This window comes from Maribellus mangrovi (assembly GCF_037646455.1).
Taxonomy (GTDB): Bacteria; Bacteroidota; Bacteroidia; order Bacteroidales; family Prolixibacteraceae; genus Draconibacterium; species Draconibacterium mangrovi_A.
On the sequence record NZ_JBBIXN010000001.1, the window covers coordinates 1 to 19,337 of the forward strand.

Consider the following 19,337-nt stretch of genomic DNA (forward strand, 5'->3'; position numbering starts at 1 on the left):
TGTGAGATACTTAAATATAAACAAAACCTTGTTTCTTTTCTAATAAATTATTGTGTTTCTTATGTCGAACTGACGTTAACTTAAAATGAATCTAAAACATGAAAAAAGTCAAGAATTGCTTACTCCTTCTATTGCTCGCTGCATTTTTATTCAGTTGCACCGGCAAAACAAACAATGGGGATGAACGTCCCAACATTCTTTATATAATGAGCGACGATCATGCCTACCAGGCCATCAGTGCTTATGGTTATGGTTTGAATAAAACACCCAACATCGACCGGATTGCGGAAGAAGGTGCCATTTTTAACCGGGCATGCGTAAGCAATTCGATTTGTGCACCAAGCCGTGCCGTTTTGCTTACCGGTAAACACAGCTTCATCAACGGTAAAGTCGACAACCTGCAACCCTTTAACTGGGACCAGGACAATTTTCCGAAATTGATGCAGGCCAACGGCTATCAAACTGCAATGATCGGAAAGATCCATCTCGATGGCGCTCCACAGGGATTTGATTACTCGATGGTATTGCGCGGACAGGGCAACTACTACAATCCTGAGTTTATGCTTAACGGGAGCGGAAAATGGGAACGGATTGAAGGGTACTGTACCGATATCGTCACTGAGCGAATGTTAGACTGGCTAAAAAACAAAAGAGATCCGAACAAGCCTTTTTGCGCGCTCTACCACCAAAAAGCACCCCACCGGAACTGGAAACCGGCACCTGAATACCTTACGCTATATGATGACATGACCTTTGAGCCTCCGGTAAACTATTTCGACGATTACAGCAATCGGGGTACTGCGGCAAAAACGCAGGAAATGGAAATAGCCAGAGATGCACGCTGGGGGCACGATTTTAAACTGCTAACAGATCCTGATGGAAATCCAACCGGATTTGACAGACAGCTCAATCGTTTTAATGAAAAGCAGCGGGCCGACTGGCTGGCAGCGTACACGCCCAAAAACGATGCTTTTCGCGCCGCCAGGCTAAAAGGAGAAGAACTGGCCAAATGGAAATTCAATCGATACATAAAAGATTATTTGCGCACCATAAAATCGGTTGATGATGGTGTTGGCGAAGTTCTGGATTACCTGGAAGAAGCCGGGCTGGCCGAAAATACGATTGTTATTTATACCTCCGACCAGGGATTTTATCTCGGAGAACACGGTTGGTTCGACAAACGATTTATGTACGAAGAATCGTTCCGTACTCCGTTGCTCGTTCGCTATCCCAAGGAAATTAAAGCCGGAACTAAAATCGACAAGCTGGTTCAGAACATCGATTTTGCACCTACCTTTCTCGATTATGCCAATATTGAAATCCCGGAAGAAATGCAGGGAGTTTCTTTCCGCGATTTGGTCAGCGGCAAAACCGATGAATGGCGCGATGCCGTGTATTACACTTATTATGAATATCCGGCCGAGCATATGGTTAAACGCCACCATGGGGTAGCAACCGAACACTACAAACTCATCCATTTTTACTACGATGTTGATGAGTGGGAACTGTACGACCTGGAAACTGATCCGCACGAAATGAAAAACGTTTACGATGATCCGGCTTATAAGGAAGTAAGGGAAGAATTACACCAAAAACTCATCGACCTTCGGAAACAATACGGCGACAGCGATGAACTGGATAAAGAGTTTCTTAACACTTTTATTGAACACCGAAACAAAAGAAAATAAGCACTGAAATTTTCAGAAAAACCATTTGCGTTCAGCAAGTGGTTTTTTATTTCACAACATCTTTAACGAATTTTAACGGCTTTTGAATACGATTCATGTTAAATTGGTTAATTTTCGATGGGCCACGAAAACTAAAAATACAGAAACAGAATTCCGGGTAGAAGTTTGGGATGATTAAAAGCTTTTACATATTTATTATTCTGGTTGTTGTTGTAACCGTTACCGGACCGACAATTACCTGCGCTCAGCTTGTTCAGCCCGATACTACAACAACTGTTTCACTGCAAAAACAAGATGAATTTTACGACAGTTTAGCCTACCGAGCCAATCGAAATAAATTTACCGGATGGTTGTACGACATTCTTGTTTCTCCACCTCGTCCCTACGTCGATAAAAAAGCACTGGCGCTCGATTATTTCAACAAGTATGAAGGAATGGTCATTGCGAAAGTGGATATTCAGGCGCTCGAAGTTTTCGGGCCTTCTTTTACCAACACCGAAAAAGAAGCCGGTAACTGGGCCGAACGCTTCGCCAATACAATACACACCAAATCGAACCTGAAAACAATCAAAAAACAATTGCTTTTTGGTATTGGCGATATCCTCGATCCCGAACTGATGTACGAGAACGAGAGGTTGATCAGGAAGCTGCCTTACCTAAAAGATGTAAAGTTTATCGTAGAGCAGGACAGCGTATATTCTGCATTTGTTAATGTTACCGTATTAACCAAAGACCGTTTTTCGTTTGGTGCTTCCGGCGGTGTAAGTGGAACAACCTCGGGCGACATCAGGCTATACAACAAAAATATTTTTGGTATTGGGCACGAATTCTCGGTGAAATTTGTGGGACATCTCAATAAAGAACCCTACCTGGGAATTGAAACGTATTATAAGATCAACAACATCAGCGGTCGTTTTCTGGACATGGAACTGGCTTATCTGAATACATACCGTGACGAAGGATTTGTGTATACTCTTGAAAAACCATTTATAACGGAGGAAATAAAATGGGGATATGGAATGAATGTCAGTCGTTTGTTCCGAACCGAGCGAATTACCAACGACGATCCCATAAAATTTGAAGAGCCAATTAACGAATCGTATTATAATTTCTGGGCCGGATACAGTTTCAACCTCAGCACCAACCGCGAAAACTTAACGCAGCTAACCTTAACCACTTCTCTTCATAATCTTACCTTTTTTGAAAAACCGGATGTGGCTCCGGGAAATGAGCACCTGTTTGCCAATCGGACGATGTACATGGCGGGGATAAACCTTACTCAGCGCCGTTTTGTGCAGGACCAGTTGATCTACAGTTACGGCATTACCGAGGACATTCCCGAAGGATTTAAACACGAATTGCTCTATGGTTACGATGCCAACGAATTTGGCGACCGCCATTATTTACAATTTGGGACTTCGAACGGAAACCTCTTACTGAGCAGAAAAGGTTACCTCTTCCTTTCGGCAGATATTGGCGGCTACTTCAACAAAGGCAATTTTGAACAGGGACAAATAAACGGGGAAATGGAATTTATAACAAAATTGATCACGGCCGGGAGAAAGCAGGTTCGTTCGTTTATTAATTTAAGTTATACACTTGGCATTGAACGCTATGAACTGGAATATCTTACACTTGGTCGCTTCGATCATATTCGCGGATTCAGCAGCAGGGAAGCTGTAGGTCAGCAACGCTTTTCGGCTAAATTTGAACATGTAGTATTCCTTCCGCGCCAGTTTTATAAATTCAATATGGCCTTATTCGGTTTTGCCGATCTTGGAATTATTGGTGAAAGCAATAAACTTATTTTTACGCAAGATTATTACTCCGGTCTGGGAGTTGGTATCCGGCTGCACAACGAAAACCTGGTATTCGAAACTTTCCGGCTAAGGCTGGCTTTCTATCCTTTTCATCCCAAAGATGTAAGTTTTGTCGGCTTTGTTCTCGATGAACAATCCAAACGAAGATTTATGTCTTTCGACCCGGTTCAACCCGTTCCCAAAAACTTTGAATAATATTAAAACTGAAAGTAAATAAAAGGTTGCATATCGGAAGTGATCGACTGGTAAACCACAATTACGATAACAGCCGATACAATGGCCTGCAGCCAAATGGGTGATTCGATAAACCAGTTCATGATCCGGTCCTTCCACTTCTGGCTGAGCCAGTGAATAAAAAAGCCAAACAACATCACCAGGAATACCAGTTTGTAAGCTACCAACACCTGAGGAATAATCGACAATTCGAGATCGGTTCCGATCTGGTGCAACATCCCGTTTACGACATCCATTGATTCTGAGCGGAAAAACACCCGGGTAAAGGTGATAAAAGTGAAAGTAATGGCAATCTTCCAAACGTTCACCAATATATTACTTCGCTTTTCCCATGGGCTAATCTTGCGCCAGAATTTATACACCACCAAACCTATGCCATTCAAACCACCCCAAATAATAAATTGCCACGAAGCACCGTGCCATAATCCGCCCAGCAACATGGTCAGCATCAGGTTGATGTTGTTATCGATGCTACGCTTTACCTTTGGCGAGAAATACGCCAGTAAGCCAAACAAAAGTACTGCCCCGGCAAATATCGGGACCAGAAGAATTTCACCTGCCAGCAACACAATTATGGCAAGAATCAGTCCCAAACTGATGTAGCTAAATACCGAACCTTCGCGGTTTCCGCCAATCGGGATGTACAGGTAATCTTTTAACCACGATGAAAGCGACATGTGCCAACGTTTCCAAAATTCGCCAACACTTTTGGCTTTATACGGAGAATTAAAGTTTTGTGGCAAACGGTATCCCATTAACAGGGCTACGCCAATAGCAATGTCGGTGTAGCCCGAAAAGTCGACATAAACCTGCAGCGAATAACCAAACAGCGCCATCAGGTTTTCGAAACCCGAGTAGTGGATCGGATCGGAAAACACCCGATCGACAAAATTAACGGCAATGTAATCGCCAATAAATATCTTTTTTACCAGTCCTTTCAGTATAATGAACAGCGCCCAGCCAAACTCGGCCCGAGTCAGGTGGTAATCTTCATAAATCTGTTTTACAAAGCCCGAAGCACGAACAATCGGTCCGGCCACCAACTGCGGAAAAAAGGACACATAAAATCCAAAATCAATAAGATTATTTACCGGCTTGGTTTCTCCCCGATAAACATCAACCGAATAACTTATGGTTTGAAACGTAAAAAACGAAATTCCGACTGGCAGTAAAATCTGGTTCACATTAAAATGCGTTCCCGTTGCTTCGTTAGCCCAAAGTGCCAGGTGATTGATCACGTGAATATCGGTGCCCAACATCAGGTTAATGCTATCAACAAAAAAATACGAGTATTTAAAATAGGCTAGCAAACCTAAGTTAACGATCACGCTGGCCGCGATGAGGAATTTACGTTTCGTTTCGTTTTTCGAGCGGTAAATTGCTTTCCCGATAAAGAAGTCGGTAAAGGTGCTAAACAGAAGAATAAAAAAGAAAAAGCCGCTCGACTTGTAATAAAAGAACAGGCTTGCCATAAAAAGGTAACCGGCCCTGATACTTCGGTTCTTGTTTTTGTAAACCAGCGAATACCCCAATAAAACAATGGCAAAAAAGGCCCAGAAAAAAAAGCGCGTAAAAATTAAAGGCGCACTTTTATCGTAAACAAAAATGTTTTTGGCCAGTTGCCCAATATCTATTTGTTGAAGTAGATCCAAGTTTTGTTCTCGCTAGTTGTTTTTATTCTTCATCAGTCTCAGCCGAAGGTGCTGAAAAATTATCCTCAGGTTCTGCCGTATCTGATGTTTCGGCTATCTTATTTTTTAACTGCAGCTGTGCTTCAAAATCCTGCATCCACGCCGTAAAAAACAAGTCGGCTATCAGCAGGTAACCTTCACGTGTAAAATGTATTTTATCGCTTTGCGCCAAATTATTTTTCTGCCACAATACTATGGAATTCAAACCTCCCATTACTTCAAACATGTCCCAAACACCTGCCTTGTATTTTTCGGCCATTTTATACATGCTTTCGCGGACTTTTAATCCGTTCTTATTGACATATCTTCGGTACAGGTAGCTATCGTTGTTGGTCGTAAATATGATCAGTGCTTCGGGGGTAGCCCGTTTGATTTTCGTAATCAGCTGGTCGTAATTATCCTCGAACCGGGCCTGAGAAAAGCGTCGTCCATAAGCATCATTAATTCCGACACCAAGAATCACAACATCAGGTTGAAGTTCGGCCAGTTGTTCGCGAAAAAGCTGGCAACGCAAAAATGCAGGTACATGCGCACCATTCACCCCGATGCTATGGTACAAAATTCCGTTCGGGGCTTTTTCGGTGGTCATCCCAAACAAGGTAAATTCGCCGGGCTTTTCAGGTTGTTTAAGTAGCGTTATGTTGAGGCTGTCCACGTATTCATTCAGAGTAAAATCGACGTAATCATCTGTTTTATTAACGCTTTTTACCAGTGTAGAATCTACGCTCACCTCGTAATTGTTGGCTTTATTGCTGTAATAAATTCGGAGTTGATTAAAACTATAATCCAGTTGATTTTCGTCCTCCAGCAGAATGGTCAGTTCTGCCTTTGGCGAGGCCGTTGTAACGGCGATCCCTCCTACACCAAGTGTTCCGCTCTTTTTACGTTCCACATTCCTGAAACTTCGCCAGGCACCATTGTATCGAATATAGTAACCAAAAGGCGAATTGGTGCGCGAAATGCGATAGGGAAACATAAATCCCCACCCGGCATTCATTCCGCCATTTAATTGCTGAAAACGGGTGCGCATTTCTCCCGAAAAGGATCCGGCTTGAATGTGCGAACCACCAATATGAACAATGTTTATCTTTCCTTCCCCTCTTGTCAATAAGTCTTGCAACTTATCCTGAAATTGATCGCTGTATTGACGGCCACCGGGATAATGCATTTGATTTAAATCGTATCGGATAAAATTGTAGGGATTCAGATGGTACAAATAAGCCTCTTCCTGCGCCTGAGTCTCGATATTGAACAACAGTAAAAATGCCGCTATCAGGGAAAAAGTCTTATATAGTCCACTGCAAACTCTGAACCCTGAACCCTGAACTTTGAACTCTGAACTCTGAACCCTGAACTCTGAACTCTGAACTACCTTCATCTTCTTGCCTCCTCTAAATATTCATTGTATTCAAACATCAGCGAATTGTAGAACATATTAGCGATTAGCCGGGCGCCTTTGGGTGAAAAATGCACATAATCGGGGCGTGCCAGTGAAGGTTCGGCATTTACCCACGAAGGCATGCTGTTGTAACCTCCCATTGCCGTGTACATATCCCAATAGGCACAGCCACTAGAAACCGAAACCTCGCGCAGAGTGGCCACCAACTCCGGAAGATGTTTATACGTCACATAATTGTCTTTCTCTTTGGTCGACATATCGCTCGGTCCGATCACGATAATAGCAGCATCCGGACAAAGTGCTTTTATTCTTTTGATCTGGCTGCCGAAATAGCGGCCATAGCGTTTTATGGCTTTGTTGTTTTGAATGTAAGGAACCACGTTTCCGCCAAACTGAAGTATAAACAGTTCGGGATTCAGGTCCTTGTACATTTTCATACTGTGCACGTAATCGGCTTTTGTAAATATGGTACCCGAACTTCCACGCAATGCAATGTTATCCACAATCACTCCCCGGCGCGATGCCAGCTCAATACCGTAAACATCAGGACCATCGTTGCCCGAAAATTTCAGGGTAACACTTTCTGTTGAATCGGGCAGCGCACATTCCAGCACAGCATAATCGACATTCGCCTGAAGCGAATCGCTTAATATGGTATCTCCGCGTGCAAAAACAAGAGTTTGAACAGGCCGTCTTGTGTTTCCGTAGAACAAACGCATGTAATCATATTCCCGGGTGCGCCGGTACGAGATATCCGATTTCGACACGGTCATTTCAGCCTCATACAGCATCGAATCTTTGAACGGAACTGAATCAGGAACCAACGGCGCATATCTTGAAAATGCTCCCATTACACCATATCGGTCATGAGTTATTGTTGAATCCACATCGCCATAAATCGGGTAACGTTTCCAGTTATCCGTATTGTACTGATTGGCACTAAACACATAATCGTAAGGCTGAAGGGCAGGACGCAGCCCCACTCCCGTTCCACCAAAACGAACCTGTAATTTGTTACGTACAAAAGCGGTAATCCGGTCGCCTTCGATCTGACTGTCGCCATAATGCATTATTCGGATCATTGAATCGTGTTGAAGGTGATAAAAGAATTTTTCCAGGTTCTCGCGTCCCAGGCGACTCATTTCCAATTTATGGATGCGCTGAACCAGTGTATCATAATTGGCCCGATGGATCACTTCAACCAGGGTGTCGCCCATCAAAGTATCCACCTCGATCTCCACCAGCGAATCAATTTCAAACTGCTGCCCAATGATTTCTGACACATCAGCGTACTCCACTTTATCATCCACCAGCATTTCTTTGAAAGTGGGCATATGGAAAGTAAACTCGCCGACCGTCACACCATCTTTCGGCGTGATGACCATCACCAGCGAAAGCAGCAGAAATACGCCCATTACATATGCTAATGTTTGTATCGGCCTCATTGTGTTTCGTATATCGTTAGTTTCTGACCAATCTGAATTTTTCGCGCATCACTGATCCCGTTCCAGTACAAAATGGCTTCAGGTGTTACCCCCTCGTATTTTTTGGCGATAACATAAGGCGATTCACCACTTTTTACCACATGCTCAATTTTTTTAGCTGATTCCGGGATAGCGTACACCTTTGCCACCGCAGCATTTGTTGACGTCGCAGTTGGCTCAGGAAACAGGTTTCGGTAATAATCGACCTTGTCGTCATCCACAAAAATATCAAGCCTAGCTCCGGCCCTGATCTTTCGTTCGTTGTAAATGTTGTTCCAATACTTTAAATCGGCCACCCTGACATCAAAATCTTCGGCAATAAATCCGAGTACGTCACCGGTTTTTATGGTGTATTTGATCTTTGTTTTGCCCTCGATTTCCAGGTCCTTTACTTTTTCTCCAAGGTACTGACGGTTCGGTGCCGGCGAGTATTCAATCCGTTGAGCCACCACTTCGAATAAAGTGGAATCGAAAGCATTAAAAACAGAATCCTCCCAAATTACATAGTCATCTTTTTTCCCGGCTGGCAGCAGCAATCCCGACCGCCGTTCATCTCCCGGAACAATGAAGTAAGTGTACTGCGGATTTAGTTCCTTCAAAGTATTCATTGGAATATTCAGCACTTGTGAAACCTGCTGAAAATGCAGTTTTTGCCGAACAAATACCGTGTCTGTTTTTGGTGTTGCTGTTTTAGGTACTTTCACATGATCCAGAAAAACCATTACTGCCTGGTAAGCAGCCAGGTTCTCGCTCACCCGGTCCGGCAAAACAGCAAGCAAATCGTTTGTCGAAACATTTTGTCCCACTCTCGCCTGCGCGTTTCTGAAAGTTACATTTCCGGCCAAATAAGCCAGAACGGCATTTTCAACCGAGCCAAACAACCCCTTATTTTTTTGAACTTGATCAGCAAAAGCCCGGGTAGCCTTCACCGGATCGAAACGTTCATCCACCAGACGATTCACCAATAGCCCGTTCAATATTCCCTGTAAATGTGTCAACTGCCAGATACCGGCTCTTTTATCAGCGCCAACTGCTTTTGTATTCATGGCCGACAGTGCAGGTGCCAGGTATTTTAACTCAATCGGAAGGTTCGCCTTCTTCAATACCGATTCGAAATAATTCGCTTCGTTCAAAAAGCGCGTTACCAGTAGTTCTTTTTCTGATTCCGGTAAGCTTATCAAAAAACCATAGAACTTTTGGGTAAGAGGAAGTTCCTGCATAAACAAAGTCTTATCAAGCGCTTTGAATTCATCAGCAAAAACAACATCAGCGACAGCAAGCTCCTGAGCACTTTCGGAAGAATAGAAGTTCTTTTCTGAAAGGTTACGGGTAAAGTTTTGAAGCGTAAAGTCTGAAATCGTATCAGGTTGCGATCGGCTTACTGCAGGCAAAAACAGAAGTAACAAAAGATATTTTAAATAGCTTTTCAATCCGATAGAACCTTTATTTAAGTTGATCTAATTAACGTTCTCAAGTCGGCAAAAATAGGAAATGATATGTAAAACATACCGACAGCCGAGTGTAATTTTTGAACATTGATCACTAATTTCAGCTATAAATCCTGTAAATCGTCGTATAGAATTCACATCAAAATATTGTTCCAATATTGAGACTCACCCTGATTGTGCCTTCGACACAATCGTCCCTCTCTAGGAATAGCTACCCTTTATACACATCTTTTTAAAAATTGCCGAACACTATTATTTCGTCCGGGACTACGAATAATCACAATGTAACTTTCTTCGCCGGACGATTCAAATCACATTTTCCTGACCCAGGGCGACGTAATTCGTTGAATTACTTTGCCCTGGGCTATAATAAAAAGCACTTTCAGCGCTCTTTTTATACTATAACCCAACAGAAAATATGTCATAGGGCTGAAAGTCCATACTAATTTAGCCCCGGGCAAACGAACCGCCGTAAGGCGGAAAGTGTCGCCCGGGGTTAATGATAAGCATTAGAACAGGCGCAAATGCAAAAACAAATTGAAAATGAAACCTATCATGCGCCTCATATAGAAACCTTCTTTTCAGAAATTGAGCGTAAAATATTTGTGTATTAAGGGTAGCTAGGCATTGAGAGGGAAATGAGGGAGAGTAAATGTTCAGGATAAAACTTTCATTCCTGTAGTGATTTCCGATAATCAAGGATGTTTTATACATTACCGTCATAAACTTTCTTAATCGTTCTGAGGTTTTAATACCAAGACAGCACAACAATGAAGATACTTTTGACCGGTGTTACCGGATATGTTGGAAAAAGACTCCTGCCCGTTCTGATTGAAAAAGGACACGAGGTGATTTGTTGTGTGCGGGAGAAACGCAGACTAACGCTTCACCGGCCACTTCTCGAAAAGATAAAGGTGATCGAGATCGATTTTTTAGATGATGTGGAACCGGGGATCATACCCGAGGATATCGATGCCGCTTACTATTTGATCCATTCAATGTCGACCTCGCAGGATAAATTTGATGCGCTGGAAACCCTGACCGCTCAAAACTTCAGAAAACATCTCGAAGCAACGTCGGTTAAACAGGTCATTTATTTAAGTGGTATTTCCAATCACGGACAACTTTCAAAACACTTGCGTTCGCGCAGAAAAGTGGAAGATTATTTGCGCAGCGAGCACTATCAGTTAACCGTATTACGAGCCGGAATTATTGTCGGTTCGGGAAGTGCATCGTTTGAAATGATCCGTGATATTGTGGAGAAACTTCCGATCATGGTCACGCCCAAATGGATACTTACCGCCACTCAACCCATTGCCATCCGCGATGTGGTCCAGTTTTTAGCGAGAGTTCTGGGACACGAACAGTGTTACAACCGTACCTTTGATATTGGCGGACCCGAAATTCTCACCTATAAGGATATGATGCTGCAATATGCCGAAATGAGAAAACTCAAAAGGCGGATCTACACTACTTCATTGATTTCCCCAAAAGTGTCTTCCTACTGGTTATTCTTTATCACTTCGGTTTCGTATAAACTTGCGATCAGTCTGGCCGATAGCATGAAAAGTGAGGTAATTTGCAAAGACAACGAACTGCAGGAAATCCTCAACATCCAGCCGATCACCTACAAAACAGCGCTAAAATATGCGTTCCTGCGGATCAAACAAAACCTGGTGCTCAGCAGCTGGAAAGATTCGATGATCAGCAGCAGTCTGGGATTAACGCTTTCCGATTTTATTGAAGTACCTAACTTTGGGTGCTACAAAAACACCAAAACCAGGAAGATCGCCGATGAAGACAAAGTATTGAAAAACATTTGGACAATTGGCGGAGAAAAAGGGTACTATTATGCCAACTGGTTGTGGAAGATCAGGGGCTGGTTCGACATGCTTTTTGGCGGAGTTGGATTGCGCAGGGGTCGAAAACTACCCTCGGAGATCAGTACCGGCGATGCGCTCGACTTTTGGCGCGTGTTGTATGCCAGCCGCGAAAAGAAACGCCTGTTGCTTTTTGCCGAGATGAAACTTCCCGGCGAAGCCTGGCTCGAATTTAAGATCGACGAAAACAATGTGTTGCATCAAACGGCTACTTTCCGGCCACGCGGTATCTGGGGGCGTTTGTACTGGATCGCCACTTCCCCCTTCCATTTTTTTATTTTCGATGGCATGATAAAAAATATCGCGACACAGGAAGCGTAAGTTATTATGCTTCAGCGTGAGGAGCGGGCGCAAGAGATTGCTTCGCCTCCTTCGTCGTCTCCCTCCGCTGGTACGGCACGATAATTAACGGGATGTAATCCGTACCTCAGCCAAGGGCTGACAGTTTGTTGATTTCAATTTTACCGAATTGCGCCGAAGGCATCCCTACGAGACACACCGATTGCCGCTTTTTACTTGTCAATTTTAGTTTTTCGCTTCAAGTTGATTGTTCAAACTTAGTGCATCAGGAAAACCCCATTGCTCAGCTATTTTACCGTTTGCTATTCTGTAAATAGCAGTTTCATAAATGGTAACTTTCTTTCCAGTTGGGTCAAGTCCATTAAAAGATCCCAGTTGAGTTCCTGTAGATTTAAATCTTGTTACCACCTTGTCGCCTTCGCTTATCATATCAACTATTTCTTCATTCCAGTCGGGAAAGGATTTTCTATGACTTGTAATAGCACTATTTGCTCCTTCAATTCCTTTCCACTCAATTCCGTCTATAAAGTGGCAGACAAAATCTGGTGCTAATATTTTGTCTAATTCATTCACCTGTCCGTTACTCCAAACTTCATGATATTTTTTTACAACATCACGATTTGCGTCCAGCTTAGTTTGTTGTGTATTTGAACAACAACTGTAAAAAAGTATACTTGCTGTAAGAAGCAAAATTGAGAAGAAAGATTTTTTCATTTGAGTTTTTATTTAATTGTTTATCATTCCGCTTTTATCCAGACCATAGACCTTGAATGTTCGGGATGTTCACCTTCCGGGATCCTGTTATTCCTCGCGTAGTATGGAATTGCGACAAGAGGAGTTCCATCTTCCCATGTTCCTTCAAGGGTCATTATTCCGCCCAGCAGGTTTTCTCTCCATACCGGGGTCAGGCTTTCATCACTTATCTTCCTATCTATATTCTCCTGGTCAGCTTCTTCAACGTTGTAGATCAGTGGGCCATATCTTAAAGCAACCCTGCCACTATCGGCAAGAATTCTCTCATCCGCAACTATTCGCTGAACGTCCATTGGAAGGGTGAAACTTACTTTGTCTCCTTTTTCCCACTCCCTCCTGATCACTGCATAACCGTTATTAATTTCCGGGGTAATTTCCTCACCATTCAGCGTAAGTGATTCAAGGCCTTGCACGGCCGGTTCAGATGTATACAGAACACTGGTATGCCTGTCCGGCACCCGGATATAGAGCGCAAATTCCTTTTTCTCTGCAGGATTAACTATTACCGACACATCCCCATTCCATGGGTAGTCTGTTTCCTGGATCATTTCCACGTCCATTCCTGCTACGTTTTCGACCCTGATCTTACTTCCAATAAAGAGGTTCATGTAAATAGCATCCGGACTTTTTACATAGGTCCAGGTAGGAACCATCAACAATGTCCTTGGAATATTTCCAACACAGCACGGACAAACATGCCAGAGATACCGCGAATAATTCGAAACCAGCGGATTTGTATAGTAGAAATTTTCACCTTCCACGTCGAGCGAACCTAATAAGGCATTGTACATGGTTTCTTCGTAAAGATCCGCATATTTCGCATCGTGGTATGCCAGGTTCATTTTATACTGGAAGAAGATAAGTCCGCAACTTGAACAGGACTCACAATAGGCATTATTACGAAGCGAATAATTAGGACCAAATCCTTCCGAAGTTTCTCCGCTTCCAACACCACCGGTTACATAATACTTTTTATTCACCATATTATCCCACAACGACATCACGGCACTCTGGTAATCAATATCACCGGTCTCTGCTGCTACATCAGCCATTCCCGAGTAATTATAAACGGCTCTAACGGCATGACCAACTGCTTCATACTGTTGTGTTACTGGAAGATGACTCTGATCGTATTCATTACCGCCTTCGCGGCTGTCAAGAAGAAATTTTGCAAGTTTGATGTAGTCGTCCCCACGGCCATTACCTTCCATATCGTTCACAAAACGACCGAAGCGTACCAAAGCCTGTTCCATTTCCTGGTGACCATCGAACCACGGCTTTTTATCCGGTCCGATATTATCTACCCAGCAATCGGCCAGTTTTTTTGCAGCATCATAAAGTCGTGTATCGGTTCCTTCAGTGAGAGTGTAGTGATTGATGGCAGACTCGATAAAATAACCTGCGACGTAACCCTCATGGTTTCCACGTTGTGCGGGAGACCATCTTTCCTTCCATCGGGTAGTATCACGTAATGTAAAAGCTGTTTGCAGGTATCCGTCCGGCTCCTGTGCCGCAAGTATAACTGGTATCCACTTTTCAAGCGTTCCTTTCATATACTCCTGGGCTGCCAGGATCTCTTTGTCACCCCGTGCATCAACCATCAGTGCAATACACATCGATTCGATTGTCTGGTGCACCCATGCATTCGAGAATACATAACCAAGGTGTTTTCCGTGAGGCTCGCCGCGAAGTGCTTTTGCTGCCTCTATAAAATTATCCAGACCACCCTGTCCCTGCTCAAGGTCTGTGCTTTCGATCATCCTGATGCAATGAGGGATCCAGTTAACGATAATAGATTTTGTCCTGGTATTCCACATCGGATTATCGATACTGTATTTTTTTGTATACACGACATCCAGCCTGTCCTTTGGAGGAAGTTCATGCACCCGTACAATAAGCTGCGATGTGCTGCTTGATTTGCCGTCTTTGGCTGTTAACGAAAGCACATATTCACCCGTTTTTGAAAAGCTTGCCGTACCCCTGACAGAATCCGGATCACTAAAACTTACTTTTCCCGGACCACTGACTTTTTTCCATTTCAACTTATCCAGGGCATCAACCACCTTCACATCGCCCGACAGCCAGGTCTTACCGCCGATCATCACATCCCGGTCGCCACCTGCGTCGATAACGGGTGGATAGTTAGGTGCGTCGCTGCTGGCATACACCTTCCATTCCATAACATTCATCGGAAGAAAGATCGAAGAATCCACCTCAAGCCTTAGTTTGTCAGTCTCCACGGCGTCGAAAGTAGTTGTGTTGTAATTCCCGGCCTCCAGGCCCAATCCCTGCACATTAGGTACTTCAACGAACTCCGATCCATTCCAGTAAGTAATGCGGTATGCCTCCGGCAAAGGAATAACCTCATAGTAATCCCACAGGAACAAATCCACCGCAGATGTCTTAATTGTATGATCCCAGTTGTATTCAATCCACTGGGGAGTTGCCGGCATTCGTCTTCTCCTTCCCTGTCTGGGTCTCCACCTGCTTGAATCAGTGGGTGTCAGGCCGTCATTCAATCCTTCAAGGCGCGACATATACCGAAAGGAACCATTGGCAGTGGCAATATTTGCCAGGTTCCTCGGACCATCTGAATTACGTTTTTCCGAACAGGAAACTGTAATAATCAGAATAAGCAATAATACCGGTAGTAATTTTAAATAATGTTTGTTACGTGGTTTCATATTGGTAAGAATTAGGTTTAATACTTTATATAGGTGTAACCCTAAGGTTTAGCTGTATACTCATCGTATCACGGATATGAAAATGTTAGCTTTGTACATTCAGTACAAACCCGTTGTTAGCTTACGATTACTTTGGGCATTCGTAAGTTGAACAATGAAGATAAATATTATAATTAGTATTTGATGATGATTTATACACCAATTGTACACTGGTGGATGATATTGCTTGAAGTAATTTATTTTTTTTGATGATTTTTCTAATTGTCTTTTAACTTCATCAACAGATTCCTTTAAAACCTTCTTTACTTGTTCAAATGATTTATCCGGATGGTTATTCCAATCCATAAATCTAAGATTAACAACTCTTCCAATTACCTGCAACGGCTTGCGGTATAAAATCGTTGCGCATTTCAAAGCTCAAACTTATCAGCCAGCTAAGCCGTTGATTAAATGTTGTTTAGTTCATATATAGCACTATCCGCGCAATGTTTTATGACCGCGTGTTGTGCGTTCGTGCTTTTTTAATTTATTGTTGAAGCGATCAGTCCCAAAGTACATAAAATGATTATAATTGAGACTAAAATTATTGATAGGACATTCCAAAGCTTTTTTGGTTTCTTATACCAGTAAAACACGAGCAATGAGAATAACAAAGTCTGGGGTAATACTTCAAAATATCCTTTCAATTGAGATATCACTGGAATTTTAGTGTAAATCAGTCCTTCAATAGAACCAGGAGAGGGTCCAGTTGTTGATAATATACACAAACCAACTATTAATCCCCATAATTTCAGCCATCCATATCTTTTATAAAGAAAATTATCCTTAAAAAACCAAAGTACTATTGAAAAGACTAATCCTCTGAATATCTGCAAAACAGGGCCGACAGCTACCCAAGAAGAATCAATTGGTTTCATCAAATAAGACAAAGGGGGATTTTCAAAAACCTCTTTATAATTAAGTATGGAGGCAGCTATGATTCCCATAATAAAATAGGTAATCATATGTGATGATGATATTCTCCAAAAGAAACTGCCAAATTTCAAATTATTGTTTTCCATTTTTTGATTCCTTTCTAATTAAAGTCTTGTAATATTCTTTTTGAGTATGGCGCACAACGTGTGTGGAATCCAAAACATTGGGTTATATCTTTATTCTAAGGTTGGGTTTTACGCCCAATTTGGGGAGATAAACCAACTTTTATGATTTTTAAGGGAGGGAGTGTTTTCATTAGAGCGGTCTTAGTTTTTAGTTTTCCCGAAGATAAAAAAGAATTATGTTTTGTTCAACAGAATAACTAATTGTTTTATAAACAAAGACTTAAAAACGATCGCCAAAGCAGTATTACCGCGGTTTTCGCAAGCAGGTAACAGGCTTGCAGCATTTGGGGAGAAGGTTAATTCCTCATTGCTGAAGGGCAATTCCACCTTGCTTCATAGATATTCTCTAACTCCGAAACACTATTCCAAAGGGAATATCTATGATTCCAAAGGGAATTGAGCCAATTCCACGTCGCCGCAGGATAATTCCATGTTGCTTAATAGAAATTCCCTAATCCCGAAGAGCAATTCCTTAGAGAATATCTATGATTCCCTTAGGAAGGAAGGTAATTCCCTTAGGGAGCGAAGTAAAAAAACGAGACAATGTTGAAAGTTAAGCCAATTCTCAGTTCCAGACCTTGAAGGTTTTTGAAACCTTCAAGGTCTATGTTTTAATCGGAATCGGCTTAATAAAAAGGATCCGATCCGTTTCGGTTTAAACTCATACGGATCGGATCCCTTACGACTACAAATAATCAAAAAAGTACTGACTTACTTTTTGCATCAGGTGGATGCGGTCTTTTCCGCGTACGTTATGCGGATGTATCGGGTAAGCAAAGAAATCGACCTGCTTCCCTTCTTTTACAGATTCGCGCAAAAACTTCATGCTGTGCTGCATCACTACGGTCTGGTCCTGAACACCGTGGATCAGCATTAATTTTCCTTGCAGATCCTTGATATGCTTGGCCATGTTTGTTTCCTCGTATCCCTCCGGATTTTCCCGTGGCATGTCCATGTAACGCTCGCCGTACATGATTTCGTACATGCTCCAGTCGACCACCGGTCCGCCGGCAACACCCACTTTAAACACCTCGGGGTGACGCAGCATCAGGTTCAGGGTCATAAATCCACCGTAGCTCCAGCCGTGCACACCAATACGTTCGGCATCCACATACGGCAGACTTTTCAGGTACTTGATGCCCTGCATCTGGTCTTCGGTTTCCAGAATCCCAAGCTGCCGATGAACAGCCGTTTCGAAAGCACGTCCGCGGCTATTGGTTCCCCGGTTATCCATGGTAAAAGCGATGTAGCCCTGCGAGGCCATGAAGTATTGCCACCAGCGCGCCTGGTTGTGCCAGGTTTTGTTTACCAGCTGAGAATGCGGCCCGCCGTAAACATACACCACCACCGGGTATTTTTTTGAAGAATCGAAATCAGTCGGTAAAATCAAACGCCCGAACAGATCGTATTTGCCGTCCTTTGTTTTTAAAGTCATCAGTTTATTTTCGCCCAGCTGGTAATCCGCCAGCGGATCGTCGGCTATAAATACATTCCGTAGCAATTTCCCGTTGGTGCTCACCAGATCCACTTTCCCGGGAACTGTGGTTCCGTTCCATCGATCGAAAAGATATGCAGCATCCGGACTCAGCGTTCCGTGATGAACGCCATCTTCTTTACTCAGGCGGATCGTTTCTCCGCTTTTTACATCCACTTTGTAAATGTTATTCTGCAGTACATCGTCCTTCGTACCTTCCACAAACAACTGCTTTTCCTTTTCATCGAAACCAAGGACTGAAGTGACCTCCCACTCTCCTTTTGTAATTTGCTGCAGCAGTTCGCCATCCGTATTGTATTTGTACACATGAAACCAACCATCCTGGCGGCTCAGCCAGTAGAATTCATCAGGATTAACTTTCGAGAATTGTATCGGGTACAGGGGCTCCACATAAGTATCGGCCTGTTCTTCGAATAAGGTTTTAACGCGCTCGCCGCCGGCAACATCGTAGCAATTCATTTGCATATGATTCTGCTCGCGGTTGAGTTCAGCCATGTAAATGTTTTTTTCATCGGGCGACCAGGCTACGTTGGTCAGAAAATGATCAAGTGGTTCACCGGTATGCAGAAACACCGTATTCCCACTTTCTAAATTATAAACACCCAAAGTAACATGATGACTCGCCATTCCTGCCATCGGATATTTCACCGGAGTGTATTCAGCCTCACGGGCCATAAAATCAACCAACGGATAGTCTTTTACCATGCTTTCGTCCTTTCGGTAAAAAGCGATGTAATTCGCCCTTGGAGAAATAAAAATGCCTCCTGATATACCAAATTCGTTGCGGTGTACCGTCATACCGTTTACGATTCCGTTTCCTCCGTCGCCGGTGATCTGCGTAACTTCGTTTTGCGCATCAACAACAAACAGGTTATTGTTCTGAACGTAGGCCACAAATTTTCCCTCTTTACTAAAATTCAGATCTTCCGCATCTTCAGGAACATCAATTTCATAGCTAAGTTGCTTTTTCACCGCGTCGATAACAAGGAAACTTTTTTTTGTTCTGATCAGCATTTCATTTTCCGAATTCCAGGAATAAGAGGGAAAGCGTTTAAAATCCTTGATGGCAATTTCGTTCAGCTGATCGACAGTAAGCAGCGTTTGCTTTTTACCTTTTTTTGCATCGATCTCCACCAGTGCATTATCTTCAATCAAGGTGTAAGTTTCTGCAGTTCTCCAGGTCAGTCCGTTCACCGATTCAGGACGTAAATAAGTGTAACGCCCCCAAATGGCATCATCTAGACTCATTTGTTTGGTTTGGGCAATTGCAATCTGGCTGAGGATCAAAAACAAAAAGGTTATTCTCTTCATGGTTCTATCATTTGAATATGGGCGACGAAAATACACTCTGAGTGGCTATA

The 19,337-nt window shown here is 43.0% G+C and carries 11 protein-coding genes; 3 read left to right on the forward strand and 8 right to left on the reverse strand.

Features of this window, described 5'->3' with window-relative positions:
* The first annotated feature begins 98 nt into the window (after positions 1 to 98).
* The gene (locus tag WFY05_RS00005; RefSeq protein WP_340110636.1) at positions 99 to 1,688 is read left to right on the forward strand and encodes a sulfatase family protein; all 1,590 of its coding nucleotides are present in this window, start codon (positions 99 to 101) and stop codon (positions 1,686 to 1,688) included.
* Positions 1,689 to 1,858: 170 nt separating this feature from the next.
* On the forward strand, positions 1,859 to 3,703 hold the full coding sequence (locus WFY05_RS00010; protein ID WP_340110637.1) for a BamA/TamA family outer membrane protein: 1,845 nt from the start codon (positions 1,859 to 1,861) through the stop codon (positions 3,701 to 3,703).
* A 2-nt stretch (positions 3,704 to 3,705) separates the two neighbouring features.
* Here the strand turns inward: WFY05_RS00010 and WFY05_RS00015 are convergent, their stop codons facing one another.
* The 4 genes from WFY05_RS00015 to WFY05_RS00030 are packed head-to-tail and all read right to left on the reverse strand — an operon-like array spanning position 3,706 to position 9,722.
* The gene (locus WFY05_RS00015) at positions 3,706 to 5,394 is read right to left on the reverse strand and encodes an MBOAT family O-acyltransferase (RefSeq protein WP_340110638.1); all 1,689 of its coding nucleotides are present in this window, start codon (positions 5,392 to 5,394) and stop codon (positions 3,706 to 3,708) included.
* A gap of 22 nt (positions 5,395 to 5,416) precedes the next feature.
* A complete protein-coding gene (locus WFY05_RS00020) occupies positions 5,417 to 6,811 on the reverse strand; it encodes a GDSL-type esterase/lipase family protein (RefSeq protein ID WP_340110639.1) in 1,395 nt (464 codons plus the stop codon).
* Positions 6,808 to 8,277 carry a GDSL-type esterase/lipase family protein gene (locus WFY05_RS00025; protein WP_340110640.1) on the reverse strand — a complete coding sequence of 490 codons (1,470 nt, stop codon included), beginning with the start codon at positions 8,275 to 8,277 and terminating at the stop codon, positions 6,808 to 6,810. Before WFY05_RS00025 ends, WFY05_RS00020 begins: the two co-directional genes overlap by 4 nt.
* A complete protein-coding gene (locus WFY05_RS00030) occupies positions 8,274 to 9,722 on the reverse strand; it encodes a LysM peptidoglycan-binding domain-containing protein (RefSeq protein ID WP_340110641.1) in 1,449 nt (482 codons plus the stop codon). The genes WFY05_RS00025 and WFY05_RS00030 overlap by 4 nt, the downstream gene beginning before the upstream one ends.
* Positions 9,723 to 10,534: 812 nt before the next feature.
* On the opposite strand from WFY05_RS00030, the gene WFY05_RS00035 reads away from it, so the two are divergent.
* Positions 10,535 to 11,965, forward strand: coding sequence for an SDR family oxidoreductase (locus WFY05_RS00035; protein ID WP_340110642.1), 1,431 nt, complete (start codon positions 10,535 to 10,537; stop codon positions 11,963 to 11,965).
* 204 nt (positions 11,966 to 12,169) lie between these two features.
* On the opposite strand, the gene WFY05_RS00040 is transcribed toward WFY05_RS00035, so the two are convergent.
* From WFY05_RS00040 to WFY05_RS00055, 4 genes are all read right to left on the reverse strand, one after another.
* Positions 12,170 to 12,658 (reverse strand): ester cyclase, encoded by a 489-nt coding sequence (locus WFY05_RS00040; protein WP_340110643.1) that lies wholly within the window; start codon positions 12,656 to 12,658, stop codon positions 12,170 to 12,172.
* Positions 12,659 to 12,681: 23 nt separating this feature from the next.
* Positions 12,682 to 15,381, reverse strand: a complete 2,700-nt coding sequence (locus WFY05_RS00045) for a glycoside hydrolase family 127 protein (RefSeq protein WP_340110644.1) — start codon at positions 15,379 to 15,381, stop codon at positions 12,682 to 12,684.
* 521 nt (positions 15,382 to 15,902) lie between these two features.
* Positions 15,903 to 16,442, reverse strand: a complete 540-nt coding sequence (locus tag WFY05_RS00050; RefSeq protein ID WP_340110645.1) for a hypothetical protein — start codon at positions 16,440 to 16,442, stop codon at positions 15,903 to 15,905.
* A gap of 724 nt (positions 16,443 to 17,166) precedes the next feature.
* Complete coding sequence (locus WFY05_RS00055; protein WP_340110646.1) at positions 17,167 to 19,287, reverse strand: S9 family peptidase; 2,121 nt, start codon at positions 19,285 to 19,287, stop codon at positions 17,167 to 17,169.
* Between the last annotated feature and the right edge of the window lie 50 nt (positions 19,288 to 19,337).